20 protein-coding genes are annotated in these 21,772 nt (G+C 63.5%); 11 read left to right on the top strand and 9 right to left on the bottom strand.

Annotated elements, in window-relative coordinates; translation table 11 throughout:
* Nucleotides 1–63: 63 nt before the first annotated feature.
* The 4 genes from ACMGGG_RS11020 (at nucleotide 64) to ACMGGG_RS11005 (ending at nucleotide 5,033) form a co-directional block, all read left to right on the top strand.
* Nucleotides 64–981, top strand: coding sequence for a LysR substrate-binding domain-containing protein (locus ACMGGG_RS11020; RefSeq protein ID WP_112898264.1), 918 nt, complete (start codon nucleotides 64–66; stop codon nucleotides 979–981).
* Between the two features lie 331 nt (nucleotides 982–1,312).
* Nucleotides 1,313–1,840, top strand: a complete 528-nt coding sequence (locus tag ACMGGG_RS11015) for a (2Fe-2S)-binding protein (protein ID WP_414155476.1) — start codon at nucleotides 1,313–1,315, stop codon at nucleotides 1,838–1,840.
* Nucleotides 1,837–2,838 (top strand): FAD binding domain-containing protein, encoded by a 1,002-nt coding sequence (locus ACMGGG_RS11010; RefSeq protein WP_414155475.1) that lies wholly within the window; start codon nucleotides 1,837–1,839, stop codon nucleotides 2,836–2,838. Before ACMGGG_RS11015 ends, ACMGGG_RS11010 begins: the two co-directional genes overlap by 4 nt.
* Nucleotides 2,835–5,033: a xanthine dehydrogenase family protein molybdopterin-binding subunit gene (locus tag ACMGGG_RS11005; protein ID WP_414155474.1), complete on the top strand. Its 2,199-nt coding sequence runs from the start codon at nucleotides 2,835–2,837 to the stop codon at nucleotides 5,031–5,033. The genes ACMGGG_RS11010 and ACMGGG_RS11005 overlap by 4 nt, the downstream gene beginning before the upstream one ends.
* A gap of 359 nt (nucleotides 5,034–5,392) precedes the next feature.
* Here ACMGGG_RS11005 and ACMGGG_RS11000 read toward each other — a convergent pair whose 3' ends face one another.
* Nucleotides 5,393–6,676, bottom strand: coding sequence for an MFS transporter (locus ACMGGG_RS11000; RefSeq protein WP_414155859.1), 1,284 nt, complete (start codon nucleotides 6,674–6,676; stop codon nucleotides 5,393–5,395).
* A 68-nt stretch (nucleotides 6,677–6,744) separates the two neighbouring features.
* On the opposite strand from ACMGGG_RS11000, the gene ACMGGG_RS10995 reads away from it, so the two are divergent.
* The gene (locus tag ACMGGG_RS10995; protein ID WP_054893463.1) at nucleotides 6,745–7,158 is read left to right on the top strand and encodes a helix-turn-helix domain-containing protein; all 414 of its coding nucleotides are present in this window, start codon (nucleotides 6,745–6,747) and stop codon (nucleotides 7,156–7,158) included.
* 13 nt (nucleotides 7,159–7,171) lie between these two features.
* On the opposite strand, the gene ACMGGG_RS10990 is transcribed toward ACMGGG_RS10995, so the two are convergent.
* Nucleotides 7,172–7,678: a peroxiredoxin gene (locus ACMGGG_RS10990; RefSeq protein ID WP_063544909.1), complete on the bottom strand. Its 507-nt coding sequence runs from the start codon at nucleotides 7,676–7,678 to the stop codon at nucleotides 7,172–7,174.
* A 206-nt stretch (nucleotides 7,679–7,884) separates the two neighbouring features.
* On the opposite strand from ACMGGG_RS10990, the gene ACMGGG_RS10985 reads away from it, so the two are divergent.
* Nucleotides 7,885–9,255: a gluconate:H+ symporter gene (locus ACMGGG_RS10985; protein ID WP_054893465.1), complete on the top strand. Its 1,371-nt coding sequence runs from the start codon at nucleotides 7,885–7,887 to the stop codon at nucleotides 9,253–9,255.
* 48 nt (nucleotides 9,256–9,303) lie between these two features.
* On the opposite strand, the gene ACMGGG_RS10980 is transcribed toward ACMGGG_RS10985, so the two are convergent.
* The 3 genes from ACMGGG_RS10980 to ACMGGG_RS10970 all read right to left on the bottom strand — a co-directional run bounded on the left by ACMGGG_RS10980 (nucleotide 9,304) and on the right by ACMGGG_RS10970 (nucleotide 11,109).
* Entirely contained in the window at nucleotides 9,304–9,807 is a 504-nt protein-coding gene (locus ACMGGG_RS10980) for a hypothetical protein (RefSeq protein ID WP_414155472.1), read from the bottom strand.
* 108 nt (nucleotides 9,808–9,915) lie between these two features.
* A complete protein-coding gene (locus ACMGGG_RS10975; protein ID WP_112898256.1) occupies nucleotides 9,916–10,506 on the bottom strand; it encodes an HD domain-containing protein in 591 nt (196 codons plus the stop codon).
* A 3-nt stretch (nucleotides 10,507–10,509) separates the two neighbouring features.
* A complete protein-coding gene (locus ACMGGG_RS10970) occupies nucleotides 10,510–11,109 on the bottom strand; it encodes a TetR/AcrR family transcriptional regulator (protein WP_414155471.1) in 600 nt (199 codons plus the stop codon).
* 243 nt (nucleotides 11,110–11,352) lie between these two features.
* Between ACMGGG_RS10970 and efeU the strand changes: the two genes are divergently transcribed.
* From efeU to cprA, 5 genes are all read left to right on the top strand, one after another.
* Complete coding sequence (efeU, locus tag ACMGGG_RS10965; protein ID WP_414160019.1) at nucleotides 11,353–12,195, top strand: iron uptake transporter permease EfeU; 843 nt, start codon at nucleotides 11,353–11,355, stop codon at nucleotides 12,193–12,195.
* 2 nt (nucleotides 12,196–12,197) lie between these two features.
* Nucleotides 12,198–13,406 (top strand): iron uptake system protein EfeO, encoded by a 1,209-nt coding sequence (gene efeO, locus ACMGGG_RS10960; protein WP_414155470.1) that lies wholly within the window; start codon nucleotides 12,198–12,200, stop codon nucleotides 13,404–13,406.
* A 17-nt stretch (nucleotides 13,407–13,423) separates the two neighbouring features.
* Nucleotides 13,424–14,722 (top strand): iron uptake transporter deferrochelatase/peroxidase subunit, encoded by a 1,299-nt coding sequence (gene efeB, locus ACMGGG_RS10955; protein WP_414155469.1) that lies wholly within the window; start codon nucleotides 13,424–13,426, stop codon nucleotides 14,720–14,722.
* 30 nt (nucleotides 14,723–14,752) lie between these two features.
* Complete coding sequence (gene efeO, locus ACMGGG_RS10950; RefSeq protein ID WP_372822782.1) at nucleotides 14,753–15,565, top strand: iron uptake system protein EfeO; 813 nt, start codon at nucleotides 14,753–14,755, stop codon at nucleotides 15,563–15,565.
* A gap of 461 nt (nucleotides 15,566–16,026) precedes the next feature.
* Complete coding sequence (gene cprA, locus ACMGGG_RS10945; RefSeq protein ID WP_414155468.1) at nucleotides 16,027–17,175, top strand: cationic peptide resistance protein CprA; 1,149 nt, start codon at nucleotides 16,027–16,029, stop codon at nucleotides 17,173–17,175.
* A 184-nt stretch (nucleotides 17,176–17,359) separates the two neighbouring features.
* On the opposite strand, the gene ACMGGG_RS10940 is transcribed toward cprA, so the two are convergent.
* The 4 genes from ACMGGG_RS10940 to ACMGGG_RS10925 form a co-directional block, all read right to left on the bottom strand.
* Nucleotides 17,360–17,992, bottom strand: a complete 633-nt coding sequence (locus ACMGGG_RS10940; protein ID WP_063544901.1) for a response regulator — start codon at nucleotides 17,990–17,992, stop codon at nucleotides 17,360–17,362.
* Complete coding sequence (locus tag ACMGGG_RS10935; RefSeq protein WP_197889708.1) at nucleotides 17,989–19,344, bottom strand: cache domain-containing protein; 1,356 nt, start codon at nucleotides 19,342–19,344, stop codon at nucleotides 17,989–17,991. Before ACMGGG_RS10935 ends, ACMGGG_RS10940 begins: the two co-directional genes overlap by 4 nt.
* Before the next feature lie 106 nt (nucleotides 19,345–19,450).
* Complete coding sequence (locus tag ACMGGG_RS10930; protein WP_372822781.1) at nucleotides 19,451–19,654, bottom strand: YbdD/YjiX family protein; 204 nt, start codon at nucleotides 19,652–19,654, stop codon at nucleotides 19,451–19,453.
* A gap of 11 nt (nucleotides 19,655–19,665) precedes the next feature.
* Nucleotides 19,666–21,723: a carbon starvation CstA family protein gene (locus ACMGGG_RS10925; protein WP_065862908.1), complete on the bottom strand. Its 2,058-nt coding sequence runs from the start codon at nucleotides 21,721–21,723 to the stop codon at nucleotides 19,666–19,668.
* Nucleotides 21,724–21,772: the final 49 nt, after the last annotated feature.

The following is a 21,772-nucleotide window of genomic DNA, read 5'->3' as shown; positions in this document are numbered from 1 at the left end:
TTCAGCCCTTCTGCGCTATCGTACGGGTTTCCCCGAATAAAAATAACGCTTTGGAGAATCTGTATGCGCTCGGTAAACGACGCGGCATCGCCACTGCCACCGCTCAAGACCATCCAGGCTTTCGAGCAGGCCGCCCGGTTCGGCAACGTTGCTCGAGCTGCCGAGGTGCTGGACTTGACCCCCTCGGCGGTCAGTCATCAGCTTGCCAAACTCGAGGCCATGATCGGCAGACAGCTGTTCGTGCGTGGCGCACGTGGCGTAGCCCTTACCTCAGTTGGCCAGCAGTACTTGAAAGACGTCTCGGGTATCCTGCACAGCCTTGCCATCGCCACCGAACGTGCCAGCAGCGATGTCAGCCTTGACTGCCTGCGCCTGCACTCTTCACCGAGTTTCGGCCTGCTCTGGCTGATGCCGCGTCTCGAGGCGTTTCGCGAGGAGTTCCCGTCCATTCAGATCAATTTGTCATGCTCCTACGAGGCGCTGCATTTCAGCCGTGACAAGATCGACGTGGACATTCGTCATGGCGATCCGAACTGGCCCAGTTACGAAGTCCGCACGGTAAGTAACGAGACCTTCGAGGTGCTGGCGGCACCCAAGCTCCTCTCCCGCCATCCGGTGCATGATGCCAGCGACCTGCTCGATTGCGACCTGATCCTGTCCGAGGCGACCTTGTTGAGGTGGCCGGCGTGGTTTGCCCAGCACGGGCTGGCACGGCCCGAAAAACCCTATGCGCTGAGCTTCGACCGTTCCTACATGAGCCTGGAGGCCGCCAGCCACGGCCTGGGCTTCGCTTTGGAAAGTGGCTTGCTGGCGCAGAAATACCTGGAAGCCGGGACCTTGGTGAAAGTGGCGCCCGAGGCCCTGGGTGCACCGGTCGCTGCGCACCATCTGGTGTTTCCCAAGGCCCACGCAGCCTTTCCCAGGGTGCGGTGTTTTCTGCACTGGGTAGAGAAGGAACTGGGGCACCAGTTCGTTTTCTGACGCTTAACTATCCAAGTTTGAACGACACGCCGTCAGGCCATGGGGCACAGCGCACACTGATGCCCCCTACCCCTACCCCTACCCCTGCTCCGCCAGCTGCGCTTGATACTGCTGCGGACTGACCCCGTGATATCGAGGCGTGGCCACCTCTGGCCCAGGCGCCTTGCACCTGCTCACCGGCCTGTACGATGCCCGCATGGACCAGCAGCCGGGGCTACCTGGCAAGAAGTGACCGCCCCCTCGGCGACCCGGCTGAACGTTTAGTCAGCCGGGCCTGTCGCACGACAGAGACGCAGCACACTGCGCGTACCCTGACCGTGAGGACCTCACCATGAGCGCGATTTCTTCCAATGGGGCTGAAACGCACCCCATCTGTCTGACCCTCAATGGTCAGTCCCGAACACTGCAGGTGCATCCTTGGGTCACCTTGCTCGACCTGCTACGTGACCAATTGGACCTGGTCGGTACCAAGAAAGGTTGCGACCATGGCCAGTGCGGCGCCTGCACGGTGCTGCGCGATGGCAAGCGCGTCAATGCCTGCCTGACCTTGGCCATCATGTGCGACGGGGCCGACCTTGTAACCATCGAAGGGCTGGCCAGCGGCGACGTCCTGCACCCCATGCAGCGCGCCTTCATTACCCACGATGCGTTCCAGTGTGGTTACTGCACCCCGGGGCAGATCTGCTCGGCAGTCGGATTGGCTCACGAGGGCCGTGCCGACAACCGGGAGACCATTCGCGAGCAGATGAGCGGCAATCTTTGCCGCTGTGGTGCCTACGGCAACATCGTCGCGGCGGTGGAAGAAGCCCTGCCGTTGATGAGGGATGGGATCGAGCCACAACGAGGGCAGAATCCATGACACCTTTCAGCTACCACAAGCCCAACTCGGTCAGCGAAGCGGTAAACCTGGCTGATGCCTGCTCGCACTTCATCGCGGGTGGTACCAACCTCGTCGACCTGATGAAGGAAAACGTGGTTCGCCCCACGCGTCTGATCGACATCTCCGGACTCGGGCTGAACGGTATCCACCCCACTCCCGGCGGCGGCGTGCTGATCGGTGCACGGGTGAGCAATGCCGACCTGGCCTGGCACCCGATGATCGAGCAGCATTATCCATTGCTGTCAGACGCGATCCTGGCTGGGGCATCGCCGCAGTTGAGGAATATGGCGAGTACCGGTGGCAACTTGCTGCAACGTACCCGCTGCTACTACTTCTACGACACCGGCACCCCCTGCAACAAGCGCGAACCGGGCAGCGGATGCCCTGCGCGTACGGGCATGAACCGCATCCATGCCATTCTCGGCGCCAGCGATGCCTGTGTCGCGACCCATCCCTCGGACATGTGCGTGGCATTGGCAGCGCTCGAAGCCGTGGTGCACGTACAAGGGCCGTCCGGTGAACGGCAGATACCCTTCGCGGATTTCCATCGCCTGCCCGAGGACACCCCCGAGCGCGACAATCAACTGGCATTCGATGAACTGGTGACCGGCATCGAGCTGCCGCCCCCAATGTTCGAACACCATTACCGTTACCTGAAAATACGCGACCGCGCCTCCTACGCGTTCGCGCTGGTATCAGTCGCTGCAGCCCTGAGCTTCGATGGCGAAGTGATCCAACAGGCGCGCCTGGCGTTGGGCGGCGTTGCCCACAAGCCCTGGCGGGACCTGGCTGTCGAGCGCATGTTGGTCGGCCAGGTGCCTTCAGAAGCACTTTTCACCCGGACCGCGCAAACGTTGCTGCAAGGTGCACAACCCCTGAGCCACAACGGTTTCAAGGTAACGCTCGCTCAGCGAGCAATCGTGCGTGCATTGGATGACGCGGCGCGCGGCGCCGCTAACGGGGGAGCACGACCATGATCAAAAGCACACCAGTAGTCGGCACGCCAATGGACCGGGTGGACGGCGTGGCAAAGGTCACCGGGCAGGCCCGCTATGCGGGCGAATACCCCGAGGCAGACCTGCTACACGGCAGCGTAGTGTCCAGTACCATCGCCCGCGGTCGGATACTCGACATCGACAGCACGCAGGCCTTGCGCGTACCCGGGGTAATCGCCGTGCTCGACCACGGCCATCGTCCGCATATATCGAGTTATGACGACGACTATAGCGATGCCGACTCTGCCGAGGGCTCGCCGTTTCGACCCTTGTTCAATGATCGAGTGCTCTACAGCGGGCAACCGGTAGCGCTGGTGGTCGCTCAAACCCTCGAACTGGCCCGGTATGCAGGCTCGCTGCTCAAGATCGACTATGCCGAGGAGGCTCACCAGACAGACCTGGGCGCATGCCAGCAGTCGCATCCGGCACCCGCCGAAACGCCGGCGCCACGTGGCGACTTCCCCGGGCAGTTTGCCGGTGCGCCGGTGCAGGTGGATGCGACCTACCTGACGGCCAACGAGCACCACAACCCGATGGAGCCCCATGCGTCGACCGTGCACTACAAGGCCGACGGCGCTCTGGAAATCCACGACAAGACCCAAGGCACGCAGAACTGCCAGGACTACCTGCACAAGGTGTTCGGCCTGCCCAAGGCCAATATTCGTGTACGCGCGGCGTTCGTCGGCGGAGCCTTCGGCTCGGGCTTGCGCCCGCAGTACCAGTTGCCGCTGGCAGTGATGGCGGCGTTGCACCTGAAGCGCTCGGTGCGCGTGACCCTGACCCGCCAGCAGATGTTCACCTTTGGCTACCGGCCCCGCACCGAGCAACGCTTGCGCCTGGGGGCAGACGCAAACGGGCGCTTGCTGGCAATCGCTCACGATGCGCTTGGCCAGACCTCCCGCTTCGAGGACTTCACCGAGCACCTGGTGGAATGGAGCGGCATGCTTTACCAGTGCGACAACGTCGCGCTCAGCTATCGCTTGGCCTCGCTCGATGTGTACACCCCGCTGGACATGCGGGCACCTGGGGCCGGGTCCGGGATGATTGCACTGGAATGCGCCATGGATGAGCTCGCTTGTGCAGCGAAGATCGACCCGGTAGAGCTGCGCCGGCGCAATTTCGCCGCCAACAATGGCAACGAGGGCAAGCCATACTCCAGCAAGGAGTTGCTGGCCTGCTACCAGCAAGGCGCCGAACGTTTTGGCTGGCACGAGCGCACCCCCCAACCGCGCAGCATGCGCAATGGCAACCAATTGATCGGCTGGGGGATGGCCGGTGGCGTCTGGGAAGCCATGCAGATGAAGGCCAGCGCCAAGGCGCGCATCGATGCCAATGGCCACCTCACCGTCAGCAGTGCCACCACCGATATCGGGACCGGCACCTATACCGTCATGACACAGATCGCGGCCGATGCTGCCGGCACCAGGGTGCAGGACGTCACCTTCGTGCTGGGGGACTCTTCACTACCCACCGCACCGCTTCAGGGCGGATCGTTCACGGTGTCGTCAGTGGGCTCGGCCGTGCGCCAGGCCTGCCAGGTTCTGCGCACCAAGGTGCTGGAGCATGCGCGGAACATATATCCCCAGGTGGCCAGCACCCCCTCGGAGCAGATCGTTTTCGCCAATGGCTACTTGCACGCTGGCAGCCAGCGTTGGGCCTTGGCGGACATCGTGGCGAGCGCCCCCGACGGTGAGTTCGAAGTGCAGATCGACGCCGAGCCCGGCGCCCGGCGCCAACCGTTCTCCACCGCCACGCATTCGGCGGTATTCGTGGAAGTCCACGTCGACGAAGACCTTGGCACGATCAAGGTGGTACGTGTGGTCAGCGCCGTGGCGGCTGGGCGCGTGGTCAACCCGAAAACCGCGCGCAGTCAGATCCTGGGAGGCGTGGTGTGGGGGGTTGGCATGGCCCTGCATGAAGCAGCGCTGACCGACCATCAGTTGGGCCGCATCGTCAATCACAACCTGGCGGAGTACCACATCCCGGTGAACGCAGACATCGAGGATATCGACGTGATCTTCGTTGAAGAGCACGACGAGATTGTCAATGAGCTCGGGTCCAAGGGGGTGGGCGAAATTGGAGTGGTCGGGGTGGCCGCTGCGGTGGCCAACGCGGTCTACCATGCCACGGGCAAGCGTGTGAGGGAGTTTCCCATCACGCTCGATAAAGTGCTCTGATCGGGTGGGGCCAAGTCCCCATCCGCCTTGCGCTATCGGCAGCGCCTCGATGTGCTCGTGCAAAACCGGTCGACACCGCCATTGCCGCCGAATATGAGAACGGCCCCTATGCCGATGTGCCGGGCAAGGCGCTAGACGGGTTGAAGCATCTGGAGCCTGACGACGCCGACCCTGCCGAAGTGGCGCGCGAAATCGTGCGGGTGGTGGGCCTGCCTTTGGGCAAGCGCCCGTTCCGTGTGCACGTCGAGCCGTCCCAGGATGGCGCAGAAGTGGTCAACGCCGTGGCTGACCGGGCTCGCCGCGAGATGGACTACGCCATCGATCTGCAGGATCTGCTGTCGCCGGCAGTGATTGGCGAGTTACCCGTTGTGATTGCCCGTTTGCGCGACAGAAGACGCATAGGGGCCGCGCTTGCGCTGATCCAGCAGCGCAAGCGCGACGGCAAACACACACAGGCCCGCTGCCGACAGGAAGGTGATGGAGAAGGCTGTACCAATGACCTGCGCCGAACTGTCGGCCAGGCCATGACCTCCGAGCAGGCAGGCAAACAACAGCGGCAGCGCGGCGGCGCCGGTCATCAAGCCCAGGTTGCGCGACAGACCGAGCAGCCCTGACAGCAGGCCCCGGTATTCCTCCGTGGCATTGGCCATCACGGCGGTGTTGTTGGCTGCGAGGAACAGTTGGAATCCCGGTGTGACCAACACCAAAGCCAGTACATAACCTGCGACGCCGATAAGCCTGGGCAGCACGGCGAAACACACCAGCCCTGCGCTGGCGACCAGCAGGCCGCCGAGCAGGGTTCGACGGGTTCCGAACCGGTCAACCACGCGCCCGGCGGGAACACCTGAGACTGCCGCGCCGATCGGCCCGGCAGCCATCACCATCCCCATCTGCGCATCGCTAAGCCCCAAGCCGAACGAAAGGAAAAACGGGCCCACCACCAGCGTGGACATCATCACCGCGCCTGCCAGAATGTTCATTGCCAGCGACGTGGCCAACCCCGGCCTGCGTACTACGGCCAGCGGTATCAACGGGCGGGCTGAGGACCGCGTAATGCGTGCACTGGGGATCTTGGTCCGGGGTATGCCGGTCAATGTCAGTACCAGCATGCTGGCGCCGCACAGCAACAACAGAACGAATGCAGCACGCCAACCGAAGGCGCCAATCAACACGCCGCCCAGGGAGGGGCCCAGCGCTGTGCCGATGGCTGACATCGTTCCGAGCAGGCCCATTGCCGTACCCAGGCGCTCCTTGGCCACCAGGTCCTTGGCGATGGACAGCGGCAGCGCCATCAGCACCGCCGCGCCCAGCCCCTGGACCGCCCGCGCAACAATCAGCCAATCCAGCCCTGGGGCCAGGGCACAGGCACCGGAGGCCACGGTGAACACCGCCAGGCCGATGAGCAGTACGCGGCGACTGCCATACAGATCGCCCATCCGCCCCGCCACGACGATGGCTGCCGTCAAAGCCAGCAAGTAGGCCAGCACGACCCATTGCACCTGCTGCACGCTGACCGAAAACACCCGCGCCAGGCTCGCGAGCGTTACCGTGGCGATGCTGACCCCGAGCGAGGCCAGCAGGATCGAGCCTGCCAGCGCGGCCAGGGCAGGCTTGTTCATCTTTGTAACTGCTTCATCGTTCATGGTGTGACTTCTTGTTGATCGAAAGGCGATGGCCTACGATGCAACTTCAAGTCAACTTGAAGTCAAGCATGAAAATCGTCGATATCGGTGAGCTGGCGAAAAGCAGCGGTGTGACGACCTCTGCCCTGCGCTATTACGAGGAAGTCGGGCTGATCCAGTCCGTTGGCCGCAGTGGGCTGCGTCGCCAGTACAGCGAAGACACCCTGCTGCAACTTGCCCTGATTTCGCTGGGCAAGGCCGCCGGCTTTTCGCTGGAGGAGATCAAGGGCATGTTCGGCAAGGACCGCAAGCCGGACCTGCCCCGCCCGGCTCTGCACCAGCGCGCCGATGAGCTCGACCGCCAGGTCCGCAGGATGACAGCGCTCAGCAGCTTGCTGCGACACGTCGCCGAATGCCCGGCGCCGTCGCACCTGGTCTGCCCGAAGTTTCGCAAGTTGCTGCGTATGGCCTGCCCTGAGGGCCTGCCATATGAAAAAGGCTGAACGCTACCTGGCCCTATAACTGTTGAACCCACTTCAACATGCTCTGCGCATCGCTGACCTCGAACTTGCCGGGCGCCTCGACCGCGAGGTGCCTGACCACGCCATCTTCGACCAGCATCGCGTAACGCTGGGAACGATGGCCCATGCCGCGAGCCGACAGATCCTGGCTCAAGCCCAGTGCTTTGGCGAATTCGCCATTGCCGTCGCCAATCATCTTCACCGCATCACCCACCTGCAGGCTGCTGCCCCAGGCATTCATGACGAAGGCATCGTTGACGGAAACGCAGAGGATTTCGTCGATACCCGCCGCGGAAAACGCTTCGGCCGCAGCGACATAGCCGGGGACGTGACGTTCGGAACAGGTAGGTGTGAAGGCGCCAGGCAAGGCGAAAATCACCAGTTTGCGCTGCTGGCAGCGCTCGCGGATGGAAAACGCGTTCGGGCCGATCGCGCAGGCGCCCTCCCCGTTGCTGTAGGCGTACAGCGTGATATCAGGCAGTGAATCGCCGGTCTTGATCATGACTCTCTCCTAGGGTGGGTGGGCTGCGCGTGGCGCGAGGCGGCCAGTTTTAGCAGGTTTGCGAGGACGATGCAGGGTTACGCGGTTTCTGAAAAAACTTTCATGTCTTGCAACCCTGAAAAACGGGATCAGCTAGTCGTCTATATGAATCCATCCGGTATATTCCTTCAAGAGACGTAACAAGACATTACAAGAAGGGGTTTCCGTTGGATATTTCACATGCCGCGTGGCTTGCCCACGACACCCGCCTGGTGCTCTGTTGCCTGGCGGCCATCACCACCATCATCGTGCTGATCAGCGTCACCAAGTTGCCGCCCTTCCTGTCGATCCTGATCGGTACCTTCGTGGCGGGCCTGGGCGCGGCCCTGCCGCCAGAGGAGGTGGCCAAGGCGTTCGGCAAGGGCGCTGGCAGTCTGCTGGGCGAGGCCGGGATCATCATTGCCCTGGGCGCGATGCTCGGCGCGCTGATGGCCGAGTCCGGGGCCGCTGATCGTATTGCCTCTACCTTGTTACGCCATGCCCGCGGCAAGGCGCTGCCCTGGGTGATGGCGCTGGTGGCGATGGTCATTGGCTTGCCGCTGTTCTTCGAAGTCGGCCTGGTGCTGATGGTGCCGGTGATCTTCGTCATCGCTCGCCAGTCTGGGCAGCCGCTGCTCAAGGTGGCGATCCCGGCGCTCGCCGGGATGACCACCCTGCACGCGTTGATGCCTCCCCACCCTGGGCCGCTGATCGCAGTCAGCGCCCTGCATGCAGACCTGGGAATGACCATGTTGCTGGGTCTGTGCATCGCCGTGCCGGCGGTGATCCTCGCCGGCCCGCTTTATGGTATCTGGCTGTCGAAACGCCTGGATGTGCAGGAACCCGCGGAACTGGGTGCGCTGTTCACCGCCAAGGTCGAGACCCGGCGCAAGCCAAGCTTTGCCGTATCGCTGCTGATCATCCTGCTGCCAGTGCTGCTGATGCTGGGCAGTACGTTGGCCAAGGTCGCCATGGCGCCGCAAAGCACCCTGGCGCTGACCCTCAAGTTTCTCGGTGAGCCGCTGATTGCCCTTGGGCTGGCGGTGATCGCTGCGGTGATCTGCCTGGGCTGGTCGATCGGTATGGCCCGTGACCAGGTCGGCAGCGTACTGCGCAAGAGCCTGGCGCCGATCGCCGTGCTGTTGTTGACCATCGGGGCCGGTGGTGGCCTGAAACAGACCCTGCTCGAAGCCGGGATCAGCGACACGATCAGCAAGGTGGCCAGTGGCGCGCACCTGTCGTACGTGCTGTTGGCCTGGCTGATCGCGGTGGCGCTGCGCCAGGCGACAGGCTCGGCCACCGTTGCGACCACCACCACTGCCGGTATTCTCGCGCCATTGATGGCGGGCCTGGCGACCACCCAGAGTTCGCTGGTGGCACTGGCCATCGGTGCCGGCTCGGTGTTCTTCTGCCATGTCAACGATGCCGGGTTCTGGATGGTCCGCGAGTACTTCGGGCTGCAACTCAAGCAGACGATCTGGGTGTGGTCGGTGCTGCAGACCATCGTCTCGGTGGTTGGGCTGGTCGGCACCCTGCTGCTGTGGCAATGGTTCCAGTAAGCGGCTAGTGACAGCGCAGCTACAGTGGCTGCGCTGTCGCCTCGGCGATCAGAGCGCTGCTGCCCTGCGGCGCTGCAACCTGATCCAGCAGGCCTGTACCGCTGCGCCTACCACGAAAATCCCCAACCATCCGGCCAACGCAGCGCGCACCAGCGGCGACTCGGGGCCGTCCGCCAATGGCTGGCCGCTTGGCAGTCGCGTCAGGGTTTCGTTGATCCCCGGTACCAGCAACAGGAAGAAGCTGAATGCGAACGCCAACTGCGCCAGGTAAGGCCGCGCACGCCCCAGCAGCCTAAGCTTGGGGATGACCAGCGCCGCTCCGACCACCAGCAGCGCGAGGATGCCGAGCGCATGCCCGACGTTGAATCCGCCGGTACTGGAAAGGCCGAACGCGGTCAGTACCGACACCAGCATCCCGTACAGGTAGCCGCGTGCAACTGGCGCCCGGGGCTCGATCTGATGATGACGCGCATAGCTGTAAAGCCCGGCGACGAAGGTCGCCACGCTGACGGCGGTATGGATGGCGCCGAGGGTGGATACAGGGTGTGGCATGGTTGTGACTCCGTCTTTATGAATGGCCTGCTACCGACTAGTAGGTAGGCGTGTGACTGCAAAAAAAAAACCGCTGCGCCCGCACAGCGGCTTTTCACCGTGAAAACCTCAGGGTTGTCCATCACCCGCGAAATGCCGCGCGATCCAGCGCTCGCAGAGCGCCCAGAGCTCGGGTGCGCCACGCTGGATGACCGGCCCGTAGCGCTCGATGACCTGCTGGCGCGATACACCGCTTTCGGACCAGGTGCCACCGCCGGTGAAGATGTTGATCAGCAGTGGCTGAAAACGGTCGAGCGCCTTGGCGAAACACGCATCTGCAGTCTCGGCCTGCTCGAACTCCTGCCACAGTTCCAGCATCTGCGTGCCCTGTGGTTGCGGCAGCAGGCCAAACAGCCGCTGGGCGGCCTCGGCTTCCTGCTCGGCCTGCAACTGGCTGGACGAGCCTCCATGAATGGGGTAGTCACCGACGTCGATCTCCACGATATCGTGCAACAGCAGCATGCGGATGACCCGGTCGCTGTTCACTGCCCCGCTGGCATGCTCATTGAGGATCAACGCATACATGGCCAGGTGCCAGGAGTGTTCGGCGGAGTTTTCCTTGCGGCTCTGGTCCAGCAGCGGTGATTGGCGACGCACGCTTTTCAACTGGTCGATCTGGCGCAGAAATTCCAATTGCTGTTCCAGAGGGCTTGGCAGCATGGCTCAGGCTCCGGGGGGCGGAATCGGTGTGACAAGCCTGTCGATCAGCGGCTGCGTGATAAGCCCGAACACGCCAGGCTCGCCATAGGCGCGGGCAGACAACATCGCGCCATGCACGGCAGCCATGAAACGCTCTGCCTCAGCCTGAGGGGTATCGGAGAGGGTCAGGCTGCCCGCCTGCGCGCCGCGCTCGAGCACTGTGGTAATCCAGGCCGAGAGGCTGCGGAAATGCGCCCTCACCTCAGTGGCGACTTCGGCAGGCAATACCGGTATCTGAGTGGCGAGCAAGGCACACACGCAATAGCCCTTGCTGGCCTCGCCGACGCATTCCAGCCAATAGCCTACATAGGCCTTGAGCTGGTCGACGGGCGCGGGAAAGTAACGCTCCAGGGCAGCCATGCCGGCCTTGGCTTCTTCGCGGTATTGCGCGACCAGAACGCGCACCAGGTCCGCCTTGGTGGGGAAATGGTGATGGATGCTGGCTTTGCGTATCCCGACGCTCTCGGCGATGTCGGCGTAGCTGAAGCTGTTGTACCCGCCCGTGATGATCAGGGTGCGGGCGCACTGGAGAATGTCGGAGTAGGTCGTGGATTGAGTGCTCATGAACGGCACCCTACCTCCTGGTAGGGACATGGTCAACCGCCGTGAGCGTTCTTTCATTCAGCCCGGTAATCCCAGAAGAGCACATTTGTACTCCGCCGTTGCAAAGCCCATTTTTCCGGGACTGGCCAGGGTGGAAATGGCAGAAGTTAAAATAATATTCACATGCGCTAATGATTCTCATTGAAGTAGATTTCCCGGCGACCTCGCCCTGGGGTCGATGCCTTCAGCCATCCCGGGAGAATCATGCTAGTTCCCTTCCTCATCATGCTCCGCGAGGGCATCGAAGCCGCGCTGATTGTCGGCATCATCGCCAGCTACCTGCGCCAGACCGGCCGTGGCCAGTCGATGCCGGCCGTGTGGATCGGCGTGTTTCTCGCCGCAGCCCTTTCCCTCTTCGTCGGCGCCGGCCTTGAGCTGATGAGCAGCGAGTTCCCGCAGAAACAGCAGGAACTCTTCGAAGCGCTGGTCGGGCTGGTCGCGGTGGTGATCCTCAGCTCCATGGTGCTGTGGATGCGCAAAGTGGCGCGTTCGATCAAGCATGAGTTGCACGTTTCGCTCGATGCCGCGCTCGCGGGTTCGAAGCACCAGGCCTGGGCGCTGATCGCCATGGTGTTCTTCGCAGTCGCTCGCGAGGGCCTGGAGACGGTGTTCTTCCTGTTGGCGGTGTTCCAGCAGAGCGAGGGCCCGGCAGCACCGCTGGGCGCCCTGCTTGGGCTGGTGGTGGCGATCCTGGTCGGGTTGGCGCTGTACTCCGGCAGCCTGCGCCTGAACCTGGCGCAGTTCTTCCGCTGGACAGGCCTGTTCATCCTCGTGGTGGCGGCGGGCATCCTCGCCAACTCGGTGCAGGCGCTGCACGAGGCCGGGGTCTGGAATGCGCTGCAGGGGGTGGTCTTCGATATCAGCCACAGCCTGCCAATGGATGGCCCGACCGGATCGGTACTGGCGGGGATGTTCGGTTACCAGGACACCCCGACCGTGAGCACCCTCGGGGCCTACCTGCTCTATCTGGTCGGTGCGCTGGTGCTGTTCTTCTGGCCGGCACCGGCCAAGCCTTCCTCTTCCCACGCTGCACAGAAACAAGGGTAAGCATGACCAGTCACGAGACCGGCGCCGCCGGCAAGCCCCCCTCCCCCCGTGTACTGCGCCTGGCGGTTGCCGGCAGTGCCCTGTTGATGGTCGGTGCGGGCCTGGTGTTCTTCTATGCCTCGCACCAGGCCCAGGCCAGGCGTGCGGCCAACGCCGGACATGAAACGCTGATCACCATCCGCGATCACGCCTGCGAGCCGAACGACCTGAGCGTCCCGGCCGGGCCGAACAGTTTCCGCATCGTCAACCAGTCCCAACGCGCCGTCGAGTGGGAGATTCTCGATGGTGTGCTGGTGATCGAGGAGCGCGAGAACATCGCGCCGGGCTTGTCACAGGTGATCAACGCCACACTGCAGCCGGGTCGCTACGCGATCACCTGCGGCTTGCTCAGCAACCCCCGTGGCAGCTTGACCGTCACCCCGACCGCCGCCTCCGAAGCGGCCGCCAAGGCGCGCCCCGCGCTGACCGCCTTTATCGGGCCACTGTCCGAATACCGCGTCTACCTGGCCAGCCAGGGCAGCGCCCTGGTGCGGGCAGGCCAAGCGCTCAAGGACGCGATCCAGGCCGGCGACCTGCAGCAGGCGCAAGCTGCCTATGGCGCAGCGCGGGTGATCTACCAGCGCATCGCCCCGGCCAGCCAGCGTCTGGCTGAACTGGACAACCGGATCAATGCTCGCGCCGATTACTTCGAACAGCGTGAGCAGGACCCGGCGTTCACGGGCTTGCATCGCATCGAGTACGGCCTGTTCCAACAGCGCAACACCGCAGGGTTGGCGCCGGTGGCAGAGACGCTGCTGCTCGACCTGGGCGAACTCAAGACGCAACTGCTTGCCCAGTCCATCGCGCCGCAGCAATTCACCGAGGCGGCCGTGCGCAGCCTGCACAACCTTGCGCAGATCCGCAGCAGTGGCGAAGAGGAACGCTACAGCCACCTCGACCTGCCGGGTTTTGCCGCCAACCTCGAAGGTGTGCGCAAAGTGATCGATCTGTTGCGCCCCTTGCTGGCCAGGAACAGCTCTGAGCCGTTGGCGACAATCGATAGCGCCATGACTCGCTTCGAGCAGCACCTGCAAGCCCTGCACGGCGCCGAGGGCTATCTGTCCTACGACCAGGTGCCGCAGGCGCAGAAACAGCAGATCGCAGCCGATGCCGACGCACTGGCCAACGCGATCGCGGCCATCGATCAGGCCCTGGGCCTGGCCGACCAGTAAAGACAAGCGAGCCTCAGATGACAGACCGCGATACCCGTAACGCCCCGCAATCCCAAGAGCGTCGCCGCCTGCTGGCAGGCCTTGGTGTCGCAGGCGTCGCCATGGCCACCGGCAACGCGCTGGCAGCCCCCTCACCGGCCAAGGTCACCGAAGCCCCGCACAGCGACCGCACGCAAGAGCGCAACGCCTGGATCGGCGAACATCAACCCGGGGTGGTGACACCGCGTCCTACCGCCGGGATGTTCGTCTCCTTCGATGTCCTGGCGCAGGACAAGCAGGATCTCGAGCGCCTGTTCCGCACGCTGGACCAGCGCATTCGCTTCCTGATGGCCGGCGGCCCGGTCCCCCAGGTCGACCCGAAGCTTCCGCCAGCGGACTCGGGCATCCTTGGCCCGGTCGTCACGCCGGACAACCTGACCATCACGGTGTCGGTCGGCGAGTCGCTGTTCGACGAGCGATTCGGCCTCACCGGCGCCAAGCCCAAGCGCCTGAGCCGCATGCTCGGCTTCCCCAACGACGCGCTGGAGGCCGAGCGCTGCCATGGCGACCTGGGGTTGCAGTTCTGCTCCAACGCGCCGGACACCAACATCCACGCTCTGCGCGACATCATCAAGAACCTGCCTGACCTGCTCTACGTACGCTGGAAACAGGAAGGCTCGGTGCCGCCGCAGGCACCGCGCAAGGCGGCGGAGCCCGAGCAGAGTGCGCGCAACTTCCTCGGTTTTCGTGACGGCTCGGCCAACCCCGACTCCAGCGACGCGGCACTGATGAACCTGCTGGTCTGGGTACAGCATGGCGACGAACCTGCCTGGGCGGTCGATGGCACCTACCAGGTGGTGCGGATCATCCGCAATCTGGTCGAGCGCTGGGACCGCACGCCATTGCAGGAGCAGGAGTCGATCTTCGGCCGCAAGAAAGCCAGCGGCGCGCCCATGGACGGCCAGCGCGAAACCGACGTACCTGATTACACCAAGGACCCGGAAGGCAAGCTGACCCGTCTGGACGCCCATATTCGCCTGGCCAATCCGCGCACTGCGGCCAGCCAGCCCAACCTGATCCTGCGCCGGCCTTTCAACTACTCCAGCGGCGTGAACAAGAACGGGCAACTGGATATGGGGCTGCTGTTCATCTGCTATCAGGCCGACCTGGAAAAGGGCTTCATCACCGTCCAGAACCGCCTCAACGGCGAGCCGCTGGAGGAATACATCAAGCCGGTCGGGGGCGGGTACTTCTTCGCCCTCCCCGGCGTAAAGAACGATCACGACTTCATCGGTCGTTCGCTGCTCGACGCTGCCACCCCCACAAAAACCGCATGACACGACACAGAAACGGATCAGGACATCGCCATGAACAAGACCCGCCTCGCCCTGTTGCTCACGCTTGCCCCGCTGTTCGCCAATGCTGCGGTTGACCCGCTGACCCTGGTGCAGCCGGTGTCGGACTACAAGATCTATGTCACCGAGAAGGTCGATCAGCTGGTGAGCGACACCGAGCAGTTCACCCATGCAGTGAAGAAGGGAGACCTGGCCAAGGCCAAGGCGCTGTATGCCACGACCCGGGTCAACTATGAAGCCGTCGAGCCGATCGCCGAGCTGTTCAGCGACCTGGACGCGGCCATCGACTCGCGGGTGGACGATCACGAAAAAGGTGTCGAGGCCGATGACTTCACCGGCTTCCATCGCCTGGAGTACGCACTGTTCGACAAGAACACCACCGACGGCCAAGGCCCGATTGCCGACAAGCTGATCGCTGACGTGAAAGACCTGCAGGGCCGTATTGCCACCCTGACCTTCCCGCCAGAAAAAGTCGTCGGCGGTGCGGCAGCGTTGCTCGAAGAAGTGGCCGCGACCAAGGTTTCGGGTGAGGAGGATCGCTACAGTCACACCGACCTGTACGACTTCCAGGGCAACATCGACGGGGCACAGAAGATCTTCGAGCTGTTCCGCACCCACCTGGAATCCCAGGACAAGGCGTTCGTCGCCAAGGTCGACAAGAACTTCGCTACCGTCAACAAGCTGCTGGCCAAGTACAAGACCCAGGACGGCGGGTTCCAGTCCTACGACAAGGTGGCAGAGCGTGATCGCAAGGCCATGGTCGGGCCGGTCAACACCCTGGCTGAAGACTTGTCGACCTTGCGCGGGAAGTTGGGTTTGAACTGATCTTCAATAACAGTGTTGTTCTGTTCGCAGGCACGCCCGCGAACAGAACAACACCCTCACCTCCACCCTAACTACCGCGCGAATGAAATATATTTAAAGCTCCCCACGGCCAGCCCCTTTTCTAAACTTTGTTTCATCGAAAACCCGGCCAATCTCCCCTTCTATTCATCGTCCCCCAGGCATAAAGCGTGGAGAATGGCGCGCCGCTCGCCAGGCCCGCTACCGGACCTGCGCCGCTACGAGTGGCGGCCGGCGCTGCGCTGCATGGCTGCGCCACTTTCAGCTTTGAACGGATAGGCGCTGCGCTAAACAGAGATTGTCTATCCGGGCAAGTTCTCAAGGCGAATAAGTCAGTCCCAACGAATGTCGCGAACCTACTGATGACTTTAAGTTCATTTCAACGTTTCGATGTCGCCACTTAACATTGAACTGCGGATGACCTACCCGTCTTGAGGAAATGTATGAACACGCACGCACCGATTATCTTTACCGCTACCCCCGAACGCATCCTGATTACCGGCGCCACGGGCTTCCTCGGCGGGTCGGTCGTCGCCCAGCTGATCACCAACGGCCAGGGCCCGCAACTGGTGTTTCTGGTCCGCGCCGAAAACGCCGGGCAAGGGCTGGAGCGCCTGCGCGACAACCTGCAACAGCATGGCGTCAGCCATGCCGAATGCCTGGCGCTGAACGCAGAGCAGATCATTTGCGGCGACTTCCTCGACACCTCCTGGCTGGCGCGCGAAACGCCGCGCCTGCTGGACGTCGATCGGGTCATCAACTGCGCTGCCGTGGCGTCGTTCTCGAAGAACCCGACCATCTGGCCAGTCAACGTCGAGGGCACCTTCGCCTTCGCCGAGGTGATGAGCCGCTCCAAACGCCTCAAGCGTTTCCTCCATGTGGGCACAGCCATGTGCTGCGGCCCTGAGCGTGAATCGCCGATCAGCGAGTCCTGGGAGTTCCCGGACGCCGAACAGCAACTGGTGGACTACACCGCTTCCAAGGCCGAGATCGAACGACGCATGCGCGAGGAACTGCCGGCCCTGCCGCTGGTGGTGGCACGCCCCTCGATCGTGGTCGGTCACCGCAGCCTGGGTTGCCAGGCCTCTGGCAGCATCTTCTGGGTGTTCCGCATGGGCTTCGCCCTGGAAAGCTTCACCTGTGGCCTCGACGAACAGATCGACGTGATTCCGGTGGACTACTGCGCCGAGGCGCTGATCGGCCTGACCCTCAAGCCGCGCCTGAGCCACGACCTCTACCACATCTCCGCCGGGCATGATTCGGCGTGTACCTTCGCCGAGATCGACAAGGCGTTCGCCCTGGCCAATGGTGCCGCGCCGGTGGGCGAGCGCTACCGCAAGATCGATGTCGACAACCTCAAGGAGCTGGCCGCCAGCTTCGAGTCGCGCATCGGCCCGGCCAACCCGCGCCTGGTTCTGCGGGCCCTGCGCCTGTACAGCGGTTTTGCCGACCTGAACTACCTGTTCGACAACCGCCGCCTGCTCGATGAGGGCATTGCCGTGCCGCCGCGCTTCACCGACTACCTGGATGTGTGCGTACGCTCTTCCAGCGGCGTGAGCATCGCGACCCAGATGCAGTGGGACTTCAAGTAAGCAGGCGCTTCGCGGGTGAGCCCTTCGCGGGCAAGCCCGCTCCCACGATCGAGCGGGAAAGCCAGTCGCTGCCCGCAAAACCTGAGCGGTGCAGTTCTGTAGGAGCGGGCTTGCCCGCGAAAAGCACACTGCGGTGGATGGCATCGGCTTTGCCGCAGAGCCATAGTCCTGGGGCAGCGCTGCCTCAGAGCGTCACCAACCCATGCTCCAGCGCGTACTTCACCAGAGCCGCCGGAGTATCGATATTCAGCTTGCGCCGGATGCTCAGCCTGAAGGTCTCCACCGTGCGCACGCTGATGCCCAGCTCCCGGGCCATCTCCTTGTTGTTGCTACCCCTGGCGATCATCGCCAGCACCTGTAGCTCACGCGGGGTCAGGTCGTTCTCGTCGCGCCCGCTGCTGACCAGCTTGCGGGCGATTTCCGGGCTGTAGAAACTGCCACCGGCAGCAATTGCCTCGATCGCGGCTATCAGCTCGGTGGAGGGTGCGTTCTTCAGCACATAGCCCCTCGCCCCCGCCGTGATCGAGGTGCGCACATACTCCTGGTTGTCGTACATGCTCAGCATCAGCACCCGGATGCCGGGGTACAAACCACACAGGCGGCGGGTCAGCTCCAGGCCGTTCATGTCCTGCAGGCCAACATCCACCAGCAGGATGTCCAGCTCCAGCGACGCCACCAGCTCAAGCGCCTGGGCGCCGGATTCGGCCTGGCCGACCACCTGGAAATGGGCAATTGCGCCCAGCAGTGCCTTGACGCCGTCGCGTACCAGCACATGGTCGTCGACCAGGGCAATGCGGATCGGTGTGGTCTCGCTCATGCAAGCCTCGGATTGTTCATGGGTATCTGGACCTGCAGCTCGGTGCGCCCGGCAGACGACGCAATGCTGAAACTGCCCCGGTGATGTTCGACCCGCTCGCGCAGGTTGCGCAGGCCAATGCCGTGGCTTTCGTACGCCGCACTCGGGTCGAAGCCCATGCCGTTGTCTTCCACGCGCAGTACCAGCAACCCGTCGTGGGCAGAGATGGAAATGATCGCGACACTGGCCTTGGCGTGGCGGTCAACATTGGCCAGCGCCTCCTGGATGATACGGAACAACGTCAGCGAAAGCTCGGCATCCACCTCGATGTCCGTCAGCCCGCACTCGTACTGGGTACGAATGCCAGTGCGCTGCTCGAAGTCGCGCACATGCTGGTCGATGGCCGGCGAAAGGCCCAGGGTGTCGAGCAGCGAGGGGCGCAGGTCATGGGAGATCCGACGCACCTCACCGATCGCCGAAGCCAGGCGAGTGGTGCCGTTGCGCAGGTTGTCCAGCCCGCCGGCGCGGCCGTTGTCCAGCTCCATCGCGGCGAGCTCGAACTGGAACTTGATCGACACCAGTTCCTGGCTGATGCCGTCGTGCAGTTCGCGCGCCACCCGCGAACGCTCCTCCTCCTGCAGATCGACGATACGCTGGTTGAGCGCCGACAGCTTGCGGTCGGCCAGGCGGTGCTCGCTGACATTGAGCATCAACCCGCCGGCAAAGATGACCAGTACCGCCAGTAACGAGAAGGACGCGATCGCCAGCACCGTGGTCAGCACGCCGGAGGCCACCTCCTGACGCGACTTGAGCGTGGCCACCTCGACATCGTCGATGTAGATACCGGTGCCGAGCATCCAGCCCCAGCGCTCGAGCATCACCACATAGGCCAGTTTGCCGGTGGACTGCCCGGTGGAGGGCTTCTGCCAGTCATAAAGCTGGTAGCCGTCACCGCGTTCGGCGCTCTTGAGCAGCGCCTGGATCACCAGCAGGCCCTTGTTGTCGGTCATGCCGATGAGGTCCTTGCCCACCAGTTCGGCCTGGCGCGGGTGCATCAGGCTCTTGCCGTGGCGATCGTAGACGAAGAAGTAGCCGTCCAGGCCGAAACTGGCCCGCGACAGGATCTGCAAGGCACGCTGGCGGGTATCGTCATCGTCGGCGCCGCTGTCGTACAACGGCGCGATCAAGCTCATGGCCAGGCCCAGGTAGTTCTTCAACTCGGCCTTCTTCGCCGCCATGATGCTGCTTTCGACCAGGCGCGCCTGGTCCTCCTCGAGCTTGCGGCTCTGGGCGAACACCAGGATGCAGATGAACAGCACCGACACGATCAGCGGCAAGACACTGAGCGTGACGATCTTGTGCTTGAGTTGCATGGTCACTCCGGTTGCGGGGGCGGCGCGGCATCAGCTTCGCCGGTGGCCCCGACAAATGACAAGGGCGCCACGACAAGCGTGGCGCCCCTTTTACACGGCAATCAACTCAGCAGCAACGCGTCGGACGTCCGCTGGCACCGTTGTAGCGTGCGTCCTGGCGCTCGCGGAAGAACGCCTTGCGGCTCATCACCGGCTCGCCGGGGTGATGGGCCTGCATATGCTCGAGGTAGGTGTCGTAGTCGGGCATGCCGACCAGCATGCGCGCGGCCTGCCCCATGCATTTGCCCATCTTGCTCAGTTTGTTGAACATCGCAGCTTTCCTCAGGCGTCGGGGATCGGCTGGAACGGCGACTCCTTGTCGCTGCGCTCAGGCTTGACCCAGGCTCGCCGGCCGACCTTCACGGCAAAGCACAGGATGCTCAGCACCACGAACAGGAACAACCCGGTCAGCACGGCGTTGGTGTAGGCGTTGAAGATCACATGCTGCATCTGCGCCAGGTCTTTGGCAGGTGCCAGCACCTGCCCGGCTGCAGCGGCATCGCTGTACTTGCGCGCCAGCGCCAGGAAGCCCATGCCTGGGTTGGGGTCGAACAGCTTGATCAGGCCCGCGGTGGTGGTGCAGATCAGCAGCCATACGGCCGGCAGCAAGGTGACCCAGACATACTGCTGGCGCTTCATGCGGATCAGCACCACCGAGGCGAGCATCAGGGCGATGCCGGCCAGCATCTGGTTGGAGATGCCGAACAGCGGCCACAGGGTGTTGATGCCGCCCAGTGGATCGATCACCCCCTGGTACAGCAACCAGCCCCACATCGCCACGCAGCCAGCGGTGGCCACCACGTTGGCGGTCCAGGAGTCGGTCTTTTTCAAGGCAGGCACGAAGTTGCCCAGCAGGTCCTGCAGCATGAAGCGCCCGGCACGCGTACCGGCATCCACGGCGGTCAGGATGAACAGCGCCTCGAAGAGGATCGCGAAGTGGTACCAGAAGGCCATGGTGTTCTCACCCGGCAGCGCCTGGTGCAGGATCTGCGCGATCCCCACCGCCAGCGTCGGCGCACCACCGGCACGGGCCAGGATCGAGTGCTCGCCGATGTCGGTCGCGGTCTGCTGGAGGATTTCCGGAGTGATGGTGAAACCCCAGTTGCTGACCGTCTGCGCCACGGTGACCACATCGCCACCGACCACGGCAGCCGGGCTGTTCATGGCGAAGTACACACCTGGCTCGATCACCGAGGCGGCGACCATGGCCATGATCGCCACGAACGATTCCATCAGCATGGCGCCGTAGCCGATGTAGCGGGCATGGCTTTCGTTGGCCAGCAGTTTGGGCGTGGTGCCGGAGCTGATCAGCGCATGGAAGCCCGACACCGCGCCGCAGGCGATGGTGATGAACAGGAACGGGAACAGCGCGCCCTTCCACACGGGGCCTGTGCCGTCGACGAACTGGGTGATGGCCGGCATCTTCAGCTCAGGCGCGATCACCAGGATGCCGATGGCCAGCGCGACGATGGTGCCGATCTTGAGGAAGGTCGAGAGGTAGTCGCGTGGTGCCAGGATCAGCCAGATCGGCAGCACGGCGGCGACGAAACCATAGCCGATCAGCATCCAGGTGATCTGCACACCGGTGAAGGTGAACGCAGGGCCCCACACCGGATCTGCGGCAACCAGACCGCCGCCCCAGATCGATGCAAGCATCAGCAGCACGCCGATCACCGAGATCTCGCCGATGCGCCCTGGGCGCAGGTAGCGCAGGTACACCCCCATGAACATGGCGATCGGGATGGTCGCCATCACCGTGAACATGCCCCACGGGCTCTCGGCCAGGGCCTTGACCACGATCAGCGACAGCACCGCAAGGATGATGATCATGATCAGGAAAGTGCCGAACAGCGCGATGGTTCCGGGGATCGAGCCCATTTCCTCGCGTACCAGGTCGCCCAGGGAGCGGCCATTGCGGCGGGTGGAGATGAACAGGACCATGAAGTCCTGCACGGCCCCTGCCAGTACCACACCGGCAATCAGCCAGAGCGTGCCGGGCAAGTAGCCCATCTGCGCGGCGAGCACCGGGCCGACCAGCGGGCCGGCGCCAGCGATAGCGGCGAAGTGGTGGCCGAAGAGGATGTGCTTGTTGGTCGGTACGTAGTCCAGCCCGTCGTTGTGCAGCACGGCCGGGGTGGCGCGAGTGGAATCCAGTTGCATCACCTTGTTGGCGATGAACAGGCTGTAGTAGCGGTAGGCAACGAGGTAGATGGCGACTGCTGCGGTGACGATCCACAGGGCGCTGATGGCTTCGCCCCTGCGCAACGCCACGGTGCCCAGCGCGAATGCGCCCAGCAAGGCAATGGCGAACCAGGCAATTCGGGTAGCCAGTTTGGTCATCGGGATTTCTCCTGTCGCGACGGGTGTGCCGGCGACGGTTTTTGTTTTT

The sequence above is a fragment of the Pseudomonas sp. BNK-44-b genome, assembly GCF_047456245.1.
In the GTDB taxonomy this organism is placed as follows: domain Bacteria; phylum Pseudomonadota; class Gammaproteobacteria; order Pseudomonadales; family Pseudomonadaceae; genus Aquipseudomonas; species Aquipseudomonas machongensis.
Note: the sequence above shows the minus strand (reverse complement) of the source record. Positions and strands in the feature narration are given on the sequence as shown.